21 protein-coding genes are annotated in these 19,037 nt (G+C 68.1%); 10 read left to right on the top strand and 11 right to left on the bottom strand.

Going from position 1 to position 19,037, the window contains the following annotated elements:
• Positions 1 to 379 precede the first annotated feature (379 nt).
• The 6 genes from DT074_RS17595 (at position 380) to DT074_RS17620 (ending at position 4,528) form a co-directional block, all read left to right on the top strand.
• On the top strand, positions 380 to 1,141 hold the full coding sequence (locus DT074_RS17595; protein ID WP_119421170.1) for a hypothetical protein: 762 nt from the start codon (positions 380 to 382) through the stop codon (positions 1,139 to 1,141).
• A 64-nt stretch (positions 1,142 to 1,205) separates the two neighbouring features.
• A complete protein-coding gene (locus DT074_RS17600) occupies positions 1,206 to 1,631 on the top strand; it encodes an NUDIX hydrolase (RefSeq protein ID WP_119421171.1) in 426 nt (141 codons plus the stop codon).
• A 31-nt stretch (positions 1,632 to 1,662) separates the two neighbouring features.
• Positions 1,663 to 2,628: a hypothetical protein gene (locus tag DT074_RS17605; RefSeq protein ID WP_119421172.1), complete on the top strand. Its 966-nt coding sequence runs from the start codon at positions 1,663 to 1,665 to the stop codon at positions 2,626 to 2,628.
• 55 nt (positions 2,629 to 2,683) lie between these two features.
• A complete protein-coding gene (locus DT074_RS17610; RefSeq protein ID WP_119421173.1) occupies positions 2,684 to 2,956 on the top strand; it encodes a DUF3303 domain-containing protein in 273 nt (90 codons plus the stop codon).
• A gap of 7 nt (positions 2,957 to 2,963) precedes the next feature.
• Complete coding sequence (locus DT074_RS17615; RefSeq protein ID WP_119421174.1) at positions 2,964 to 3,638, top strand: polysaccharide deacetylase family protein; 675 nt, start codon at positions 2,964 to 2,966, stop codon at positions 3,636 to 3,638.
• Positions 3,623 to 4,528 carry a phytanoyl-CoA dioxygenase family protein gene (locus tag DT074_RS17620; RefSeq protein WP_119421175.1) on the top strand — a complete coding sequence of 302 codons (906 nt, stop codon included), beginning with the start codon at positions 3,623 to 3,625 and terminating at the stop codon, positions 4,526 to 4,528. The genes DT074_RS17615 and DT074_RS17620 overlap by 16 nt, the downstream gene beginning before the upstream one ends.
• A 43-nt stretch (positions 4,529 to 4,571) precedes the next feature.
• Here the strand turns inward: DT074_RS17620 and DT074_RS17625 are convergent, their stop codons facing one another.
• Positions 4,572 to 6,173 (bottom strand): CYTH and CHAD domain-containing protein, encoded by a 1,602-nt coding sequence (locus DT074_RS17625; protein WP_162914977.1) that lies wholly within the window; start codon positions 6,171 to 6,173, stop codon positions 4,572 to 4,574.
• A gap of 133 nt (positions 6,174 to 6,306) precedes the next feature.
• On the opposite strand from DT074_RS17625, the gene DT074_RS17630 reads away from it, so the two are divergent.
• The 4 genes from DT074_RS17630 (at position 6,307) to DT074_RS17645 (ending at position 10,256) form a co-directional block, all read left to right on the top strand.
• A complete protein-coding gene (locus tag DT074_RS17630; RefSeq protein WP_119421177.1) occupies positions 6,307 to 7,239 on the top strand; it encodes a ketopantoate reductase family protein in 933 nt (310 codons plus the stop codon).
• The gene (locus DT074_RS17635; RefSeq protein WP_119421178.1) at positions 7,236 to 8,015 is read left to right on the top strand and encodes a class II aldolase/adducin family protein; all 780 of its coding nucleotides are present in this window, start codon (positions 7,236 to 7,238) and stop codon (positions 8,013 to 8,015) included. Before DT074_RS17630 ends, DT074_RS17635 begins: the two co-directional genes overlap by 4 nt.
• 108 nt (positions 8,016 to 8,123) lie before the next feature.
• Positions 8,124 to 8,603, top strand: a complete 480-nt coding sequence (locus DT074_RS17640) for a hypothetical protein (protein ID WP_119421179.1) — start codon at positions 8,124 to 8,126, stop codon at positions 8,601 to 8,603.
• 51 nt (positions 8,604 to 8,654) lie between these two features.
• Entirely contained in the window at positions 8,655 to 10,256 is a 1,602-nt protein-coding gene (locus tag DT074_RS17645) for a peptide chain release factor 3 (protein ID WP_119421180.1), read from the top strand.
• A 3-nt stretch (positions 10,257 to 10,259) separates the two neighbouring features.
• On the opposite strand, the gene DT074_RS17650 is transcribed toward DT074_RS17645, so the two are convergent.
• From DT074_RS17650 to cuyB, 10 genes are all read right to left on the bottom strand, one after another.
• A complete protein-coding gene (locus DT074_RS17650) occupies positions 10,260 to 10,874 on the bottom strand; it encodes an ATP-binding cassette domain-containing protein (protein WP_119421181.1) in 615 nt (204 codons plus the stop codon).
• Between the two features lie 5 nt (positions 10,875 to 10,879).
• Positions 10,880 to 11,578 carry an ABC transporter ATP-binding protein gene (locus tag DT074_RS17655; protein ID WP_119421182.1) on the bottom strand — a complete coding sequence of 233 codons (699 nt, stop codon included), beginning with the start codon at positions 11,576 to 11,578 and terminating at the stop codon, positions 10,880 to 10,882.
• Positions 11,575 to 12,327 (bottom strand): ABC transporter ATP-binding protein, encoded by a 753-nt coding sequence (locus DT074_RS17660; protein ID WP_119421228.1) that lies wholly within the window; start codon positions 12,325 to 12,327, stop codon positions 11,575 to 11,577. The genes DT074_RS17655 and DT074_RS17660 overlap by 4 nt, the downstream gene beginning before the upstream one ends.
• Entirely contained in the window at positions 12,324 to 13,334 is a 1,011-nt protein-coding gene (locus tag DT074_RS17665; RefSeq protein ID WP_119421183.1) for a branched-chain amino acid ABC transporter permease, read from the bottom strand. Before DT074_RS17665 ends, DT074_RS17660 begins: the two co-directional genes overlap by 4 nt.
• Positions 13,331 to 14,260, bottom strand: a complete 930-nt coding sequence (locus DT074_RS17670; protein ID WP_119421184.1) for a branched-chain amino acid ABC transporter permease — start codon at positions 14,258 to 14,260, stop codon at positions 13,331 to 13,333. Before DT074_RS17670 ends, DT074_RS17665 begins: the two co-directional genes overlap by 4 nt.
• A gap of 31 nt (positions 14,261 to 14,291) precedes the next feature.
• Positions 14,292 to 15,569 carry an ABC transporter substrate-binding protein gene (locus DT074_RS17675; RefSeq protein WP_368744746.1) on the bottom strand — a complete coding sequence of 426 codons (1,278 nt, stop codon included), beginning with the start codon at positions 15,567 to 15,569 and terminating at the stop codon, positions 14,292 to 14,294.
• Positions 15,570 to 15,616: 47 nt separating this feature from the next.
• Entirely contained in the window at positions 15,617 to 16,129 is a 513-nt protein-coding gene (locus DT074_RS17680; RefSeq protein ID WP_368744747.1) for a cupin domain-containing protein, read from the bottom strand.
• A gap of 76 nt (positions 16,130 to 16,205) precedes the next feature.
• The gene (locus tag DT074_RS17685) at positions 16,206 to 17,201 is read right to left on the bottom strand and encodes a LacI family DNA-binding transcriptional regulator (RefSeq protein WP_119421187.1); all 996 of its coding nucleotides are present in this window, start codon (positions 17,199 to 17,201) and stop codon (positions 16,206 to 16,208) included.
• A gap of 72 nt (positions 17,202 to 17,273) precedes the next feature.
• The gene (gene cuyA / locus DT074_RS17690) at positions 17,274 to 18,293 is read right to left on the bottom strand and encodes a D-cysteate sulfo-lyase (protein ID WP_119421229.1); all 1,020 of its coding nucleotides are present in this window, start codon (positions 18,291 to 18,293) and stop codon (positions 17,274 to 17,276) included.
• 3 nt (positions 18,294 to 18,296) lie between these two features.
• Positions 18,297 to 19,034 (bottom strand): cysteate racemase, encoded by a 738-nt coding sequence (cuyB, locus tag DT074_RS17695; protein WP_119421188.1) that lies wholly within the window; start codon positions 19,032 to 19,034, stop codon positions 18,297 to 18,299.
• Positions 19,035 to 19,037: the final 3 nt, after the last annotated feature.

Consider the following 19,037-nt stretch of genomic DNA (forward strand, 5'->3'; position numbering starts at 1 on the left):
TCTGGGCCGCTCGCACCGTATGCGAAGGCTTGTCAAGCCTCGCCGGGTGCGGATGGGCTGCGGTCGAAGCGTCCATATTTCCACCCTTCGACGCATCTAATTGATATTCAATATACTTCTCTACCCGCGTCGCCGCGAGGCGACGGGATGAGGGATCTGATGCAGCTTCACTATGCAAAAGAGCAGGCGCCCAAATAGTCTGAGACGCGGTCAAATATTACACGAAAAGCAAATATAGCGCCAGAGCATTCTGCATCGGCCGATGCCAGAAGCTCCCCGGCCCCGGTCGCCGAAGGGCTGCCGGCAAAGCCGCTTTCGGTTGACCGCCGGCGTCCCCTGCATGGTATCGGTTGCGAAGCCGCAATGAGACCGAGATTTCATGCTGCGCCGTTGCCTGCTTCTTCTGGCCGTCTGGTTCGTCGCCGGCTGCGCGGCGCAGACCGTGCCGCCGGCCGCCAAATCGTCGATCCGGAACGTCGCCGTGATCTCGCTGATCGGCGACACGGTGAGCTTCGAGAAGTTCGGCCTCACCATCTTCAACAACTCATACAAGGAGGCGGTGCTGGAGCTGGGGCTCGACCGGCTGGCGACGGAGGCGGTGCAGAGCGCGCTGCGCCGGCGCAATCCCGCGATCAGCCTTGTCGCCCTCGCCTACGACCGGGCAGCGTTGAACCCGGTCTACCTGCAGAAGACGGTCAATCTCGCCTTTGAGGACTATGTGGATCCGGCGAGGATCGCCGCGCCGCTGCGCCAGCTTACGGCGGGGACAGCGGTCGACACGCTGATCCTGATCACCCGCGCGCGGCTCCAGCACGCTCTCGATGCCCCCGGCACGCATGAAGGGCCGGGCGTGATGATGACCAGCGCGGCGGTGGGCCCGCCGATGCGCGTCCTGCCCTATGCCGTGCTGCGGATCTATGTGCTCGACGCCCGCAGCCTGCAGCCGATCGCGCAGCACACCGACGTCGCCAAGGAGACCCGCTACTACGAAGGCTCCATCTTCAACCTGCCGCCGCCGACCCCGATCACCAAGGAAGTCTCCGTGCCGCTCGCGCCGGCCGAGGAAGCTTTCGTGCGCGCGGAGCTGCAGCGCATCATCCCGGCGACGCTGGACGGCATGGTGGTCAGGATCGGATTGTAGAGGCTGCCGCACGGCATCTATCGCGGGGCACGGGGGCGCGGCGTAAGATGGCAGCCTGACCGTCATGAAGGAATCCAGCGTCCATACACCGACCCATGCCGGCACCGTGGTGTTCCGGAAGGCAGAGCATGGCCTGGAATTTCTGCTGGTCCGGCCCAAGCGCGGCGGCGCGGAATGGGTGCTGCCGAAAGGACATATCGAAGCGGGCGAAGGCCCGGAGCAGGCTGCGCTGCGCGAGACCGCGGAGGAGACCGGCTTCGCGGTCGCGCTGGTGACCGCTCTTGGCCGCGCGTGCTTCTCCGTGGGGGGCACGCAGGTGCGCGCCGATTTCTTCCTGGCCCGAGCGACCGGCGCGGCGACCGGCGAGGACGACCGCGCCAAGACATGGCTGCCGGTCGAAGCCGCGATCGCCACCGCCTCGCATCCCGAAAGCCGCGATCTGTTGCAACGGGCGGCGGCATGGCTCAACGCCGGGAGCCGCACCGGGTAAACCTGCTCCGGCGAGCGAGGGGGGAGCCGCGATGAACACGACCGCTCTCTATGTCGAGCCGCTCTTTATCGGTGCCTTGTTTCTGCTTGTGCTCGGCCTGCCGTTCGCACCCGAGGTGATCCAGCTGATGCCGAGGCCTGAGGCGACTCCGCCCTGGCTCGCCGTCGGCACCGTGCTGGCCGGCATCGCCTACTTCGCGGGCATCCTGTTCGACCGTTATCTGGATTCCTGCCTGGCACCGCTCGAAGGACATATCCGTCTGAGCTTTGCCCGCGGCACATTCGAGCGCTGGCAGAAGCGGAAGCGGTCCGGCTGGCGGGATCCGTTTCCCGAGGATGTTTTCCGCACCGCCGTGATGACCGGCAATGACAAGGCCGCCGAATTTCTCGACTACGTGCGAACCCGTCTGCGACTCATGCGGGCACTTGCCTTCGCCCTTCCCTTGATCGCCTTCGGCGGCGTGGTCGGCTGGCAACGTCTCGCGTGTCGGGAGCCAACTTGCTTTGTCGCCATCGACCCACCCGCCTGGTGCGCTGCCGCCTGGGTGCCCAGCGCCCTCGGCTGGGCCTGCTTCCTTGTTCCGGCTCTGCTGATCGTCCAGCTTCTTGCCCTGGAAGCATCGGGACGGTGGTCCCCGTTCTGCCGCGATGCCTGGAAACCGGCCGACACCCGTAAAGCGGCCGAGACGACAGCCTATTTCCAGATACGGGCGAAGGGCGCTGCCTGGAGGCGAAACTGCCGCTCGGCCCGAGACGTGCTGGTGCAGCCCTGCGTGCTGATCGCCATCGCCCTCTTCCTGCTGGCGTCAGCGTTCGCCTGTCAATCACCCTCACCCGCTTCCGATTGGCTGCTCGCCGGCGTGCTCGCCGGCAATGTACTGGCGATCGGTGCCGGCTGGGCGTGGTGGCGGATCACCTGCACCTTCCTGCGCTATCTCAAGCTGTACGGAGGCGGCCCCGATTGGGGTAAGGACGACATCGGGCCGCACCGATCGTGACGACGGCGCGCGCCCGGCTCATAATGCGCGGCGTGACAGACTGGGACCCGGCTGCATGCTGTTCATGGTGATCGAGCGCTTCCGCGACCGCGATGCCAAGGCGGTGTACCGCCGGTTCCGCGACCAGGGCCGCGGCGCGCCGGACGGGCTCAACTATGTCGGGAGCTGGATCGAGGCGAATTTCGACCGCTGCTTCCAGCTGATGGAATGCGACGACGCCCGCCTGCTGCAGCAATGGGTGGCGTTCTGGGGCGACCTCGTCGAATTCGAGATCGTGCCGGTGGTGCCCTCGGCCGAGACGCGCGAAACCATCGAGCCGCTGCTGTGAGGCCGCCATGCGTGTGACCTTGAGCTTCGACAACGGCCCGACGCCGGGCATCACCGAGCGCGTGCTCGACGAGCTGAAGGCGCGCGGCATCAAGGCGACGTTCTTCACCGTCGGCGCGCGCCTGCTCTCGGCCGAAGGCCAGGCGCTGGCCAGGCGCGCCAAGGCGGAAGGCCACCGCATAGGCAACCACACCTACAGCCACACCGTGCCGCTCGGCCGCTGCGTCTCCGGCGAAGCCGCGGTGAACGAGATCCGCATGACCGAGGCGCTGATCGGCGATCTCGCCGAGCCGGTGCCGCTGTTCCGCCCGTTCGGCGGCGGCGGCAACATTACGCCGGACCTGCTGCACCGCGACGCCGCCGGCCATCTGGCCGAGACGGGCTATAGCTGCGTGCTGTGGAACTCGATCCCGCGCGACTTCAACGATCCGCAAGGCTGGGTCGAGCGCGGCCTGGACCAGTGCCGGGGGCAGGACTGGACCTTGACCGTGCTGCACGATCTGCCGGTCGGCTGCGCCGACCGCCTGGGCGAGTTCCTCGACCGCCTGGGCGCCGAAGGCGCCGAGTTCGTGCAGGATTTCCCGCCGAATTGCCTGCCGCTGCAGCGCGGCAAGGCGCAGCCGATGTTTGCCGCTATCGTGCGCAACGGAGACCTGGGGGACAGGCCATGCCGCAGGCCCTGAGCGAAGCGCAGATCGCCGCGTTCCGCCGTGACGGCTATCTGATGGCGGAGGGCGCGGTCACACCTGGCGAGCTCGCCGCGCTGCGCGCCGAGATGGCAGCGTGGATCGCCGAGAGCGCGCGGCACGAAGCGAGCTTCGGCGCCGAGGACACCCTCGACGGCATGCCGCGCTTCGATGTCGAGCGCGGCCACAGCCGCGACGATCCGAGGCTGCGCCGGGTCAACAACCCCGCGGAGATCGGGCCGGCGCATAAGCAGGTCGCCTTCGCCAGCCGGATGTGCGCCATGGTGGTCGACCTGATCGGCCCGGACGTGAAGTTCCATCACGGCAAGATCAACATCAAGCTGCCGCGCACCGAGAGCCGCGTCGGCTATCACCAGGACTTCTCCTACACGCCGCATACCAACGACGACCTGGTGACCGCGCTGCTGCTGGTCGACGACATGACGGAGGCCAACGGCCCGCTGCGCGTGGTGCCGGGCTCGCATCGCGAGGGGCAGAATACGCTCTGGCATGACGGCAGCTTCACCGGCCAGGTGGCGGAGGAGGTGGTGCAGGCGGCCTCCAACCGGCTGGTCACCCTGACCGGCAAGGCCGGCAGCGTCTGCCTCATGCACACCTCGCTGCTGCACGGCTCGGAGCCGAACCGCTCCGGCGAGCGCCGCGCGCTCTATATCTCCGTCTATGCCGCGGCGGACGCCTTCATGCTGTCGCCCTCGCCGCTGCCGAACCGGTTCGAGAGCCGCGTGGTGGCGGGACAGCCGACCCGCCGCGCGCGCCTCACCGTCGGCGAAGTCGAGCTTCCCTCGCTTGCGCACAAGGGCAGCTTCTTCAACCTTGCCGGCCAGGGCACGAATCAGGGAGCCGGCGCCCGGCCGCCAAGCGACTGAGCCGCCATCCGGCGGCCTCGAAGGCCGGCCTCTTGCCCGACGGTCAGTAGTCGGCCAAGCGCTTCGGCTTGTTCCAGAAGCGATCGACGTCGAGGAAGCGTTTCCAGGCGGCGGCGAAGTTCGCGAGCTCGACGTGTTCGACCGCGGCGAACCAACCTTCCACCGCGCCCTCGGCGCGGGCGCGCCGCGTGCTGCGGCGTGACAGCCCGCCGAGCTTTTCCCATGCCTCGGCGACGCGGGTGCGGCCGACCGCGCCGTCGTTGATGGCGCCGAGGCAATCCTGCACCGCGGCCAGCGCCGCGATATAGCGCCGCACCTTCTTCTTGGCATAGAGCGAGCGGAAGAAATCGGCGGCATAACGCAGCTTCTTGGCGGCGATGCGGAGCTCGTGCAGCTCCTCGACCGTCATCGTCGCATGGCCGTTGCCGATGCGGCGCAGCTGCTTGTGCCGCTTGCGCAAGCTGCGGTCGGCATAGCTTTCCACGGGCGCGGCCCAGGGCGGCGCATTGCGCGTCGGGTCGATCCACGGCGTCAGCAGCCGGTCCTCGTCGTGATCCGCCCAGTCGCCCGAGAGCGTTTCCAGCAGCGTGAGCTTGAGCTCGGTATAGGCGGCGGAGAGCAGCATCTCGCGCAGGTGCCGATGGCCGTCGGCGCGCGCCGCATCGGCGATGCGGCGCAGCCGCTTCAGGCCGGGATCGTCGCTGACCCGCTGGCGCAGCGGGTCCAGCGTCTCGGTCAGCAGCACGTCCCATTCGCGCGCCGGCCCGAACGCGGCCATCGCGTCGCGCAGCTGCGGTTTCAGCCGCGCCACCATGTCCGGCGGCAGCGCGCGGCCGAACAGGCTGAGCGCCGAGCGCAGCCGGCGGATGCCGACGCGCAGCTGGTGCACGCCTTCGGGGTCGCGCCCGGCCAGCGCCGGCACCTCGTTCGCCGCCATCTGGGCGAAGCAGGAGGCGACGACGCGCTTGAACGCCTGCTCGATCGAGAGCTCGCTGTCGAGCTCGACCCAGCCCGCCTTCTGCGGGCGCGGCTCGCCGTCCAGCAGGGCGAAGCCGCGGGCCGATTTGGAGCGGTGCTCCACGCGGAGCGGCATCTCGGCCATCAGGGCGCGGACGAAGTCGAGCAGGCGCAGCGGGTCGCCGGATTTTAGCTCGAGCTCCACCTCGGCCACCGGGACCGAGCGGTCGCCGGCGGCGATGCGGCCGCGATCGACCGCCATCTCGATGCTGCTGCCGTCGATCGCCAACGCGAAGATCTTGCGGTTGATCGCCACCGAGAGTTGCGGTTCAAGCAAATCCGGCGAGATCTCGGCCTCGGCCAGCAGCGCCGGGACCGGCGAGGCATCGGCCGCGGCGAGGTCGGGCCGCTCGCCGGTCACCTCCGCCTCCCACTCGCCGCGCGACAGGGGATTGCCGTTGGCACCGGCTTCCGACTTGATCGTTTGCACGAGCCGCGCACCTTCGCGCCGCAGCCTCAGGGTCAGCCCCGCCTGGCGCAGATGCCCGTCCGGCGTGTCGAAATAAGTTGCGACCAGACGGCGGCGCCGGGGGCGCCCAACCGCGGCACGGCCGACGAGGTCGAGTGTCGCGAGCCTGCTGAGCGACTTTCCGTCGGTCAGCAGCTTGATTTCGGTCTCGATGCTCATCCCCGGGCGTGCGGCCTTCAGCTCCTCTCGAGCAGCGGCCATAGCACGGTCACCACGTTGTCATCTATCGCGCGCACCCGGAATTCGCGGCGGCGCGTAGTGGGGTAAACTGGACCGTCATTTGCGAGGGAACATGCGCATTGCGGTGATGGGGGCCGGCGCCGTCGGCTGCTATTTCGGGGCCTTTCTGCAGAGGGCCGGATACCAGGTGAGCTTTGTCGGCCGGGGCGCGCATCTCAGCGCCATGCGCGAGCGCGGGCTCACGCTGACCGGGCCGCGCGGCGACATCGCGCTCGAGCCCGTCGAGGCGAGCGACGACCCGCGCGCCGTTGCGCCGGCCGATATCGTGCTGCTGGCGGTGAAGCTCTACGACGCCGAAGCGGCCGCGGAAGCGCTGCGGCCGATGCTGAAGCCGGAGGGCATCTGCATCAGCCTGCTGAACGGCGTCGACGGGCCGGAGCGCATCGCGCCGATCCTCGGCCCCGCGCGCGTGATGGGCGGCGCCGCCTTCGTCTCCGCCGTGATCGCCGAGCCCGGCGTGGTCCGCTACACCTCGGCGATGTCGAGCATCGAGTTCGGGCCCTATCAGGGCGCGCCGTCGCCGCTCGCCGAGGCCTTCGTCGAAGCGGCAACGAAATCCGGCTTCGCCGCGCGGCTCGGCGACATGCGGGGCCTGCTCTGGCACAAGTTCGTCGGGCTTGCGACCAACGCGGCGCTGACCTCGATCATCCGCCTGCCCGCCGGCCATCTATACAGCGACGCCGATATCCGCAGCGTGTCGCAGGGCATGATGCGCGAGGTGATGGCGGTTGCCGCCGCTGCCGGCGTGTCGCTGCCCGACGATGTGTTCGATGTGCATGTGAAGCGGCTCGACAGCTTTCCGCCCAGCATGTACGCCTCGATGTATTTCGACCTGGCCAAGGGGCGGCGCATCGAGGCCGAGCATCTTTCCGGCTATGTGGTGCGCAAGGGCCGGGAGCTCGGCGTGCCGACGCCCTTGCACGGCTTCGCCTATGCCTGCCTCAAGCCCTATCTTCAGGGCATGCCGAAGGAGATCGCGTCATGAGCGCCGTGACCAGGCTCAGGAACGACAGCAAGCCCGCCGGCATGTCGGACAGCGAGTGGGAGGCGCGGCAGGAGCTCGCCTGCGCCTACCGGCTGTTCGACCATCTCGGCTGGCACGAGCTGATCTACAACCACATCTCGCTCCGCGTGCCGGAGGAGGACGGCCACTTCCTGATCAACCCGTTCGGGTTGATGTACCGCGAGGTCAAGGCCTCGAACCTGGTCAAGATCGACATCGCCGGCAACGTTATTGGTGACAGCCGTCACCCGGTGAACCCGGCCGGCTTCGTGGTGCATTCGGCGGTGCACGCCAACCGGCCGGACGCGCATTGCGTGATGCACACCCACACGACAGCGGGCATGGCCGTCGCCTGCCAGGAAGACGGCCTCCTGTTCAACAACTTCACCGCGGTCTTCTTCTACGGCCACCTCGCCTATCACGATTACGAGGGCATCACCTTGGAGACCGAGGAATGCGAGCGGCTGGCCGCCGATCTCGGCCCCCACAATGTGATGATCCTGCGCAATCACGGCCTGCTCGCCTGCGGGCCGACGGTGGCGCACGCCTTCACCCAGCTCTACATGCTGCAGCGTGCCTGCGAGGTGCAGATCGCCTCGCAGGCCGGCGGCGCCAGGCCGCGGCTGGTACCGGCGGAAATCGCCGCCAAGGCGGCGCGGCAGTCGCATGAGCAGCACATCAAGGGCGGCGACAGCGAGATGCTGTTCGCCGCCATGCGGCGCTGGATGCTGGACAAGGATCCGAGCTTCCTGGAGTGATCGCCGCCACATTGTGATCAACTTCGCCGTCGGCGTGACGGCGTTCACATCGCGCGGTGATCCAGGGCGCCATAGAAGCATCTCGAACTTGGATCGGGATGCGTTTCGATGATCTTCCATGCCTCCATCCCCGCCGACGACCCGGAACGCGTCGCCGGCGTGATCGCCGAACTCTGGTGCGGCCGCCATGTGCCGTTCCCGCCGTTTCCCGGCAGCTGGATGGCGCTCGCCTTCGATGCCCGCGGCAGCGAGATCGAGGTGACGCCGCGCCGCCTGCACCAGATTCCGGGCAACCTGGAGGTGGAGACGCGCGAAGTGGCGGAGGCGAGCCCCTATGGGGCGACGCATCTCGCCATCGCGAGCCCGCTGACGGCGGAGCAGATCCTGGAAATCGGCCGCCGCGAAGGGTGGCTGGTCCGCCAATGCCGCCGCGGCGAGCCGGGCGAGATGGGCTTCGACCTGATCGAGCTGTGGCTCGAGAACGCCTTCCTGGTCGAGGTGCTGACCCCCGAGATGCAGGGCCAATACCTTGATTTCATGACTGGAACGCCGGCCCGGCGGATGTTCGGCCTGGAACTGGCGGCTTAAGGCCCGGGCGGAGATTGACGGCGGCGGGAGCCGCCACTACATCGCTGGCCCATGGCCGATATTGAAACCGAGATCGGCCGGCGCCGGACGTTTGCGATCATCTCGCATCCCGACGCCGGCAAGACGACCTTGACCGAAAAGCTGCTGCTGTTCGGCGGCGCCATCCAGCTCGCCGGCGCGGTGAAGGCGCGCGGCGAGCGCCGGCGCGCCCGCTCCGACTGGATGGAGATCGAGAAGCAGCGCGGCATCTCGGTCACCGCCTCGGTGATGAGCTTCGAGAACGCGGGCATCGCCTACAACCTGCTGGATACGCCGGGCCACGAGGATTTCAGTGAGGACACCTACCGCACCCTGACCGCGGTGGAATCTGCCGTCATGGTGCTGGATGCCGCCAAGGGCATCGAGACGCAGACGCGCAAGCTGTTCGAGGTGTGCCGCCTGCGCGACCTGCCGATCATCACCTTCGTCAACAAGCTCGACCGCGAGGCGAAGGAGCCGTTCGCCCTGCTCGACGAGATCGAGAAGACGCTCGCGCTCGACGTGGCGCCGGCGACTTGGCCGATCGGCTCCGGCTCGGATTTCAAGGGCGTCTACGACCTGCTGCACGACCGGCTGTTCCTGTTCGAGACCGCTTTGCGCGACCGTCTCGGCCCGATGCTGCAGGTCGAAGGCCTCGCCGACCCGAAGCTCGACGAACATCTGCCGGCGCATCTGCTCGCCAAGCTGCGCGAGGAGGTCGAGCTGGTGCGGGCCGCCTGCAAACCGTTCGACCTCGAGAGCTACCGCGAGGGGCATCTCTCGCCGGTCTTCTTCGGCAGTGCGCTGCGCAATTTCGGCGTCGCCGAGCTGCTCGCGGCGATCGGCGAATATGCGCCCTCGCCCCGCCCGCAGCCGGCCGAGCCGCGCACCATCGATCCGATGGAGGAGAAGGTCGCCGGCTTTGTGTTCAAGGTCCAGGCCAATATGGACCCGAACCACCGCGACCGCATCGCCTTCTACCGCCTCTGCTCCGGCCGGTTCCGGCGCGGCATGAAGCTCTATCATCCACGCAGCCAGAAATGGATCACGGTGTCGAGCCCGATGCTGTTCCTGGCGCAGGACAGGAACGTCGCCGACGAGGCCTTTCCCGGCGACATCATCGGCATCCCGAATCACGGCCAGCTCCGCATCGGCGATGCGCTGACCGAGGGCGAGAAGCTGCGCTTCACCGGCATCCCGAGCTTCGCGCCGGAAGTGCTACGCCGGGCCCGGCTCGACGACCCGCTGCGCGCCAAGCAGCTGCGCAAGGCGCTGCTCGACCTCGGCGAGGAAGGCGTCAGCCAGGTGTTCCGGCCGCTCAACGGCTCGAACTGGATCGTCGGCGTGGTCGGGCCGCTGCAGTTCGACGTGCTGACCTCGCGCATCGGCGCCGAGTACAACGTGCAGGCCGGCTTCGAGGCGGCGCCCTACGAGACCGCGCGCTGGGTCAATGCGCCGGACAAGGCGACGCTCGACCGCTTCACCGAATCCCGCCGCAACGACCTGGCGGAAGACGGCGACGGCCGCCTCGTCTTCCTCGCCCGCAACAACTGGGAGCTCACCCGCACCCAGCAGGATTTCCCGGAGATCCGCTTCACCGCCACGCGCGAGTTCGCCGAGGCGCAGGCGGCCTGAACCTCAATCCGCCAACTCGCCGAGATAGGCGCGGCAGCGATCGTTCTGCGTCAGCGTCGCGAAGCTCGGCGCTGCGGCGACGCGGCCGTCGGCGACGAACAGGTAGCGGTCGCAGATCTCGCGCAGGAGATCGATGTGGTAGCGCGCGGTCGGGTGCAGGCAGACGAAGACCAGCCGGCCCTCAGCCCGCAGCCGGCGGAAGAAATCCAGCATGAAGCCGATATAGCCATCCTGGGTGTTGAATTGCGGCTCGTCGAACAGATGCACCATCGGATAGTCGCTCCCGGCCCGCTCCAGCAGGAAGGACGGCACGCGGCGGCGGAAGCGGCGCACCTGATAGGATTGGTGGTAGTGGATGGCGAGGCGGTCGCGCTCGTCGTAGCGCACCCGATGGATATCGCGGCCGAGGCAGAGCACGCGCCCGTCGCTTGGCTGGTTCGAGCCGGTCATCAGCTCGAACAGGGTGGTCTTGCCGGCGCCGTTCGGGCCCATCATGCCGATGATGGCGGGCTGGTCGAAGGCAAGGTCGGCCTCGATGCGGAAGGTGACGCGGCGCTTCGGCCAGCCCCGCGTATAGACCTTGCTGACGTTTTCGAGGGCGAGCAGCGCGGCGGCCATCGGCGTCAGGCCCCGAGCAGGTTGCGGCGGAGCTCGGCATCGCCAAGCAAGGTGGCCGCCGGGCCGTCCCAGGCGACGCGGCCACGGTCCAGCACATAGACGCGGTCGGCGACGGACAGCGCGGTCTCGGCATTCTGCTCGACGATCACCGCGGCGATGCCCTCCGCCTTCAGCCTCCGGATGGTGGCCAGCACATCCTGCACGATGCGGGGCGCCAGGCCCTGGCTCGGCTCGTCGAACAGCACCAGGCCCGGGCATCCAAGCAGGGCGCGGGCGATCGCCACCATCTGCATCTCGCCGCCCGACAGGTTCTCCGCCTCGCGGTCGAGCAGGTACTCGAGCGCCGAGAAGATGCAGAACATCTCCTTCAGCGACCAGGAACGGAAGCGGGTCTGCTTCATCGCGATCGACAGGTTGCGGGCCACCGTCAGGGTCGGGCAGATGCGGCGGTCGTCCGGCACCCAGCCGATGCCGGCCCGCGCGATCTCGTGCGTGGCGCGCCGCGTCACGTCGCGCCCCTCGAAGCGGATGGCGCCGCGGCGCGGCCGGGTCAGGCCGAGGATCGAACGCAGCATGGTGGTCTTGCCGGCACCGTTCGGCCCGAGCAGGGCGACCGCCTCGCCGGCGCCGACGGTGAGCGAGACGCCGAACAGCGCCTGCGTCTCGCCGTAGAAGGTGTCGATGCCGTCGACCTGCAGCATCACTTGAGGCGCCCCAGATTGGAGTTGCGGACCCAGGGATCGGCGCGCAGCGCGTCCGGCGTGCCGTGCCGAATCACCTGGCCCCAATGGATCACCGCGATGGTATCGGCGAGCCCGAACAGGAATTCCATGTCGTGCTCGATGGCGACGATGGTGACCTCGCCTTTCAACCGGCGCACCAGCTCGGCAAGGCGGCCGATCGCATCGGCGCCAAGGCCGGAGGTCGGCTCGTCCAGAAACAGCACCGCCGGATCGGCCGCGAGCGCCACGCCGATCTCCAGCGCCCGGCGATCGCCGTAAGGGAGCTGGCGCGCCGGGATGCCGCCCTTGGCCCCCAGGCCGACGCGGTCGAGCACCGCCGCCGCGCGGTCGCGCAAGCTGCGGTCGGCCATCACGTCGCGCGCCATGTTCATGCCGTGATCGCGCAAGCCCGGCAGCGCGACCAGCACGTTCTCCTCCGCGGTGAAATCGTTGAACAGGTTGAGCAGCTGGAACGACCGCGACACGCCCAGACGGGCGATCCGGTGCGGCGAGAGACCGGTGATGTCCTGCCCGCGGAACAGGACCTGGCCGCGGGTCGGCCGGTAGCGGCCGGTCAGCACATTGAAGCAGGTGGTCTTGCCGGCGCCGTTCGGGCCCATGATGCCGCTGAGCTGGCCCTCCGGGAATGCCAGGCTGACATTCTCCAGCACCACGCGGTCGCCGAACCGCATGTGCAGGCCCCGGGCCTCGAACAGCGCCGTGGCGTTCATCGCCGGAGCCAGGCCCAGCCGGCGGCGGGCGCGCGCGGCAGGCCGCGCCACTTGCGCAGGGCGTCCTGGCCGATGCCGGCGAGGCCTTCCGGCTTGAACATCACGACGGCCATGAACATCAGGCCGAACCACAGCAGCCAGGCCTCGGTATAGGCGCCGAGCAGGTCGCGGGCGACGAAGTAGAGCACGGTGCCGAGCACCGGGCCCCAGAAGCTGACGAAGCCGCCGCCGATCAGCACCATCAGCACGATGACGCCGGACCATTGCAGGTTCATCACCTGGACGAAGGCGCCGCCCTGGGCCATGGCGAACAGTGCGCCGGCGAAGCCGGCGACGGCGCAGGACAGGATGAAGGCGACCGCCTTGTAGAGCGCCACGCGATAGCCGAGGAAGGCCATGCGCGCCTCGTTCTGCTTGATCGCCTGCACCACCTTGCCGAACGGCGAATTGACCAGCCGCCAGAGCGCCACGACGCAGACGACGAAGCAGGCGAAGACGAACCAGTAGAAATCTGCATTGCCGCGGATCGGATAGTTCCAGAAACCGAGCTCGACCGGCAGCCGGGCGATGTTGAGCAGGCCGTCCTCGCCGTTGGTGACCGAGGTCCACTTGCTGGCGATGAAGAAGAACATCTGCCCGAAGGCGATGGTCATCAGCGCGAAGTAGATGCCGCGGCGATGCGATATGAAGGCGGCGACCACGGCGCCGAACACCGCTGCGGCGACCACGCCCGCCGCCAGGCAGAACCAGAGATTGGCCCAGAGCTCGAACTGCGCCAGGCCGCAGGCATAGGCGCCGATGCCGAAATAGGCGCCGTGGCCGAAGGACGGCAGGCCGGCATAGCCCATCAGCAGGTTGAAGCCGAGCGCGTAGATGCACCAGATCAGGATCTCGACACCGAGATAGCGGTAGAGGCCGATCTCGGTGATCCAGAACGGCAGGGTGCCGAAGATCGCAAAGGCGACCAGCATCGACGGCGTGACGAGACGCGCACCGTGCATCGTCATGCCTCGAGGATGCTTTTCTTGCCGAACAATCCGCGGCCGCGGAAGGTGACCACCAGGATCAGCAGGATGTACATCGAGATCAACGACCAGTCGGTGGCGAAGGCGCCGGTCAGGCCGACCACCATGCCGACCATCAACCCGGCCAGCACGGCGCCCCAGAAGCTGCCGACGCCGCCGAGCACGATGACGACGAAGGCAGGCACCACGGCATCGACGCCGACATGCGGCCGGATGCCCCAGATCGGCGCCATCACGATGCCGGCGATGGCGGCCAGCGCGGTGCCGAAGCCGAAGACGAGCGTGCGCAGCCTGGGCAGGTTGACGCCGAGCGCCCGCACCATCTCGCTGTCATGCGCGCCGGCCTTGATCAGCGCGCCGTAGCGCGTCTTCTCCAGGAACAGCCAGAGCAGGCCGATCATCAGGATCGAGAAGCCGGAGGCGAAGAACCGGTACTTGGAATAGATCAGCTCGCCGATGGCGACGCCGCCGGTGATCGCCGCCGGCACCGGCAGGAAGCGCTCGCTCGGCCCCCAGGCGAGACGGATCAGCTCCTCGATCACCAGCGCCGCGCCGAAGGTAAGCAGCAGGCCGTAGAGCGGGTCCTTGCCGTAGGTGCGGCGCAGGCAGATCTCGAGCCCCATGCCGACCACAGCCACGGCGAGCGGCGCCAGCACCAGCGCCAGCGCGTAGCGGAGCACATTCGGCAGCTGCAGGAACCAGCCGAGCAGCTCCGGCCGCGGCCCGCCCTCGCCCGCGAGCAGCGCCAGCGCCGCATAGGCGCCGAGCGCGAACAACGAGCCATGCGCGAGGTTGATCACCTCCATCACGCCGATGATCAGCATGAAGCCGAGCGCGATCAGCGCGAACAAAAGTCCGAGTGCAATGCCGTTGAGGAGATGCGGCAGGAGATAGCCGACGAGATCCATCCGACCGGCCCCTGCCGCGCCCCGCTCCCCCTCACATCTCGTAGGTCGGCGTCTTGTCGTAGGGCTGCAGCTTGCAGTTCGCCGCCTCGTTGGGATCCTTGGCCTTGTCGGGCTCGACCTGGCTCAGGATCTTGAAGTAGTCGGTCTTGTCGACCGGCTTGTCGTTGCCGCTGGCCAGATAGATCGTCTGCTGCACGTGGTGCGACACCGGGTCGATATAGGCGTCGAAATGCTGCATCCGGTCGCGTGCGGCCATCTTGTGGCCTTCCAGCGCCTTGATGACCTTGATGTTGTTGGTGCTGCCGGCGCGTTCGATGGCCTTGGCGAGCTCGTGCATCGCCATGTAGCCGTTGTAGAACACGTTGCCCGGCACATCGATGCGCGTCTCCGGCCAGCGCGCCTGGTAGCGCTTCACCAGGTCGGCGACGCCGGGCAGGTCGAGCTTGTGGTACCAGGTGGTGCCGAACACGCCGAACACCGATTCGACGCCGAGGCCGTAGACATCCGGCCAGTCGAGCTGGTTCTGCAGCCAGGCCGGCTGGCGGGCCAGCTTCATGTCGACCACCTGCTTCTGCATCACCTTGAGGTCGTCGCCGCCGACCGCCGCCGCCACCACGTCCGGCTTGATCTGCTGCACCTTGAGCAGGATCGGCGAGAAGTCGCGGGTGCCGACCGGCACCAGGATCTCGTCCGCCATTTCGGCGCCGAACTTGCTGGCGGTCTGGCGCGTCGCCTTCGAGGTGTTGTGGCCCCAGACGTAGTCGTTGGTGAGCAAGAGCCATTTCTTGCCGAAGGTGTTGACGACGTTCGCCGCATTGGCATTGGCGAAATTGGCGCCGGTGCCGTCCCACACGAACTTGACCCGCTGGCAGTCCTTGCCCGCCTCGGTCGGCGAGGAGGAATTGGTGTTGAAGTAGACGACGCCGTATTTCTGCGCGACCTGGCCGATCGCGTTGGCGACGCCCGACTGGATGGCGCCGACGATGAAGGCGACTTCGTTGCGGTTGATCATGCGCTCGGCGACGCGCGTCGCGGTCGCCGGCGTCGTCTCGGTATCGGCGGTGATGTAGCTGAGCTTGCGGCCGAGCACGCCGCCCTTGGCGTTGATCTCCTCGATCGCCATCACGGTGCCGCGCTGCTCGTCCTGGCCCGAATTGGCGAACTGTCCGCTCGCGTCATGGGTCAGGCCGATCAGGATCGGCTTGGCGGATTTCTGTGCCCAGACGCGGTTGTGGCGCCAGGGGCCGTTGAACAGGGTCACGCCGGCCGCGCCCGCGGCCAGCATCGAACGCCGAGAAATCGTGGTCATTGCTGCCTCCCCGTTGTTGCCTATCGCCGGCGCCCAAGCCGGCCGCGTCAGGGTGCGACGCTCACGGTCTCGAAATCGGCCGGCACCGTGATCTCGATGACGGTGTAGTCGTCGGAATATTCGAGCACGCGATGGCGGATGCGCGGCTCCTGGTACATGCAGGAGCCGGGTTCGAACCGGACTTCGCCGATGCCCTCGAAATGCACCCGCGCCCAGCCCTTCAGCACGTAGACCATCTGGAATTCGAGCGCGTGGTAGTGCAGATCGCCCGGCTTGTCGCAAGGCTTGGACGGCCGGATCACATGCGCGCGCAGGCGGCCGCCGGTGCGCTCGACCATGCCGAGATCGCGATACTCGAAGTATTCGCGCAGGCCCCCGTCCCAGAAGGCGTCGGCGGCGTGGCTGACATGGAACCGCCCGGTCTTGAATCCGGCAGGACTCCGCGCCCTGGCGATCGCCGCCGCAGGTCGAATTGCCGGGCGCTTGGCCGGCGATGCCTTGCGCGCCGCGCTCGCCTTGGCGTTGGTCCTGCTCCTGGCCTTCTTTGTCTTGACCGCCATTGTCTGCCTCCCCTGGCGACGACACGATGGTACCGGTACCATTTCGGTCTGGCAAGAGGCTATGTCGGGCCGAGGCTCACGGCGGCGCGGTGCTTTCGCGCTCGACGATTTCGTAGCCGAGATCCTGCACGAGCGTGCGCGGCCTGAGGCCGCCGGCCCGCTGCACGATCACCTCCGCAGCGCGTCTGCCGATCTCGTACTGGTTGATGCGGATCGAGGTGAGCGAGGGCACGATCTTGGCCGAGAGCGGCAGGTCGCCGAAGCCGGCGAGCGCGATCCGGCCCGGCACCGCCCATCCCTTCCGCTGGCAGGCGAAGATCGCGAGATGCGCCAGCATGTCGCTGGCGCAGAACACAGCGTCGGTCTCGGGATGCTGCTCGATCTGGCGGATGAACTCGTCGGTCGGGTCGTAGGCGGGATCGAAGCGGGAGGGCAGCGCCTCGAAGGTGGGCTTGAGCTTGTGCTGCGCCAGCGCTTCGCGGAACGCCACCTGACGCTCGCGCGCGCGCTCGTCGCCGACGATCGCCATGAATCCGAGCCGGCGATAGCCACGGCCGAGCAGGTGCCGCATCATGGCGACGGCGGCGGCGTAGTTGTCGAAGCCCACCGCGCAATCGACGATGTGGCCCGGCTGCAGGTCCCAGATCTGCACGACGGTGATGCCGGCACGCAGCAGGGCCTTGCGTATCCGCTCCTCCCGCACCGGGCCGGTGAGCACGATCGCCTCCGGCCGCCGGCCCAGCATTTCCAGCACCAATGCCGATTCGATCTTCGCCGAATAGCGGGTGTCGCCGATGATCAGGTGGTAGTCGGCCGCGCGAAGCGTATCCGCCAGCCCCTGGATCACCTGCGAGAACATCGGATTGCCGAGCGTCGGCACCAGGGCGGAGACGATCCGGCTGCGCTTGGACGATAGCGATGAGGCGACGAGGTCCGGCACATAGCCCAGCCGCTCGATGGCCTTCAGCACCCGCTCACGCGTCTCCGGCCTCACCTTGGTCGGCGTGTTGATCACGCGCGACACGGTCATCGGCGCCACGCCGGCGAGCTCGGCCACCTTGCGGACGCTCATCGCCAGCGCCTCTTATGCTTCACTGCGGCACACATATGGTACCGGTACCAAAAGGCGCAGCGCAAGCGGCGGCTATTCGTTGCCGCCGGAAAGCATCCGGTCGAACGGGCCGGTATAGCCGAACATGCCGACCTGGCCGCCGGTGTGGATGAAGAGGACGTTCTCGGCCCCCTTGAAGTGCCCCTTGCGCACCAGGTCGATCAGGCCGGCGGCCCCCTTGCCGGTATAGACCGGGTCGAGCACCAGGCCTTCGGCGCGGGCGAACAGCTTCATGGCCTCGTACATGCCGTCGGTCGGCACGCCATAGCCGGCGCCGACATAGTCGCTGTTCGCCGCCACCGCGTTCTTCGCCACGGCGCCCTTGAGGCCCATGAAATCGGCTGTCGCCTCGACCAGCTTGTAGACGTTCGCCTCCTGAGCCTCCTTCGGCGCGCGCACGCTGATGCCCAGGACTGGGATGCCGGTGCGCGCCGCCTCCAACCCGACGACCAATCCTGCCTGCGTCCCGGTCGAGCCGGTGGCATGCACGACATGGTCGAGCTTGAGCCCCATCGAATTGGCCTGGTCGAGCAGCTCCAGCGCACAGGCGACATAGCCGAGCGCGCCGACCGGATTGGAGCCGCCCCCCGGGATGATATAGGGCCGCTTGCCCTTGGCCTTCAGTGCCTCGGCACGTTTCGTCATCGCCGCGTTCATGTCGGTGCCGCCGGGAAACTCGGTCAGGCTGGCGCCGAACAGCCGGTCCATCAGCACGTTGCCGGAGGTGGTGTAGTCGCGGTCGGTCGAGCTAGTGCGATTCTCCAGCAGGATGTCGCAGGCGATTCCGAGCTTGGCCGCGATCGCCGCGGTCTGCCGCGCGTGGTTGGATTGCGTGGCACCCTGCGTGATGACGACGTCGGCCTTCTGCGCGACGGCATCGGCCATCAGGAACTCGAGCTTGCGCGTCTTGTTGCCGCCGGTGGCAAGGCCGGTGCAGTCGTCGCGCTTGACCCAGAGGCGCGGGCCGCCGAGCAGGCGCGAGAGATTGTCCATCGGCTCGATCGGCGTCGGCAGATGGGCGAAGCGAAGGCGCGGATAGCGGGCAAGATGCATCATCTAGGCGGCAGGCCTCGTCTGTGTTGGAAGCAAGAGCTCGTGCCGCGCATAGGCGACGGCGCGGCGGGCGAGAAGGTCGGTGGCGTCGAGCAGCGGCCGGCTCAGCGCGTTCGGCGCCAGGACCAGCGGCACCTCGGTGCAGCCGGCGACGATGGCTTCCGCGCCTTGCGCGATCAGCGCCTCGCCGACCTGGCGCATGCCCTCGGCCACCGCGGCGCCGGTATCGCCGGCCTTGATGCGATAGACGAGGTCCATGAACCGTGCGCGCAGATCGCCTTCCGGCACCAGGCAGCGGAGGCCGCGCGCCTTCAGCGCGGCCTGATAGAGCCCGGCATCGACGCAGCCGGCGGCGGCGATCACGCCGATCGCACCGGCGCCGCCGAAGCGGCGCGCCACCTCGTCGGCGGTCTCCTCGATCATGCTGACGAAGGGCACGGGGCAGGCGCTGCGGATCTCGCGCTCGAAGGCATGCGCGGTGTTGCAGGCCATGACGATGAAATCGGCGCCAGCGCGGGCAAGGCCGCGCGCCGCCTCGGCGAGCGCGGGCGCCGGCGACGGGCCCTTGCCGGCGATGGCGTCGTTGCGGTTCGGCACTTTCGGATTGTTGTCGATCAGGATGCGCAGATGCTCCTGGTCGGTCCGGGCCGGCGTCGCCTTGACCAGCTTGGCGAAGAAATCCACCGCGGCCTCGGGCCCGAGGCCGCCGATCACGCCGATCGTGAGGTCGCGTTCGGTCATCCC

The organism is Desertibaculum subflavum (genome assembly GCA_003576705.1).
In the GTDB taxonomy this organism is placed as follows: Bacteria; Pseudomonadota; Alphaproteobacteria; order Ferrovibrionales; family Ferrovibrionaceae; genus Desertibaculum; species Desertibaculum subflavum.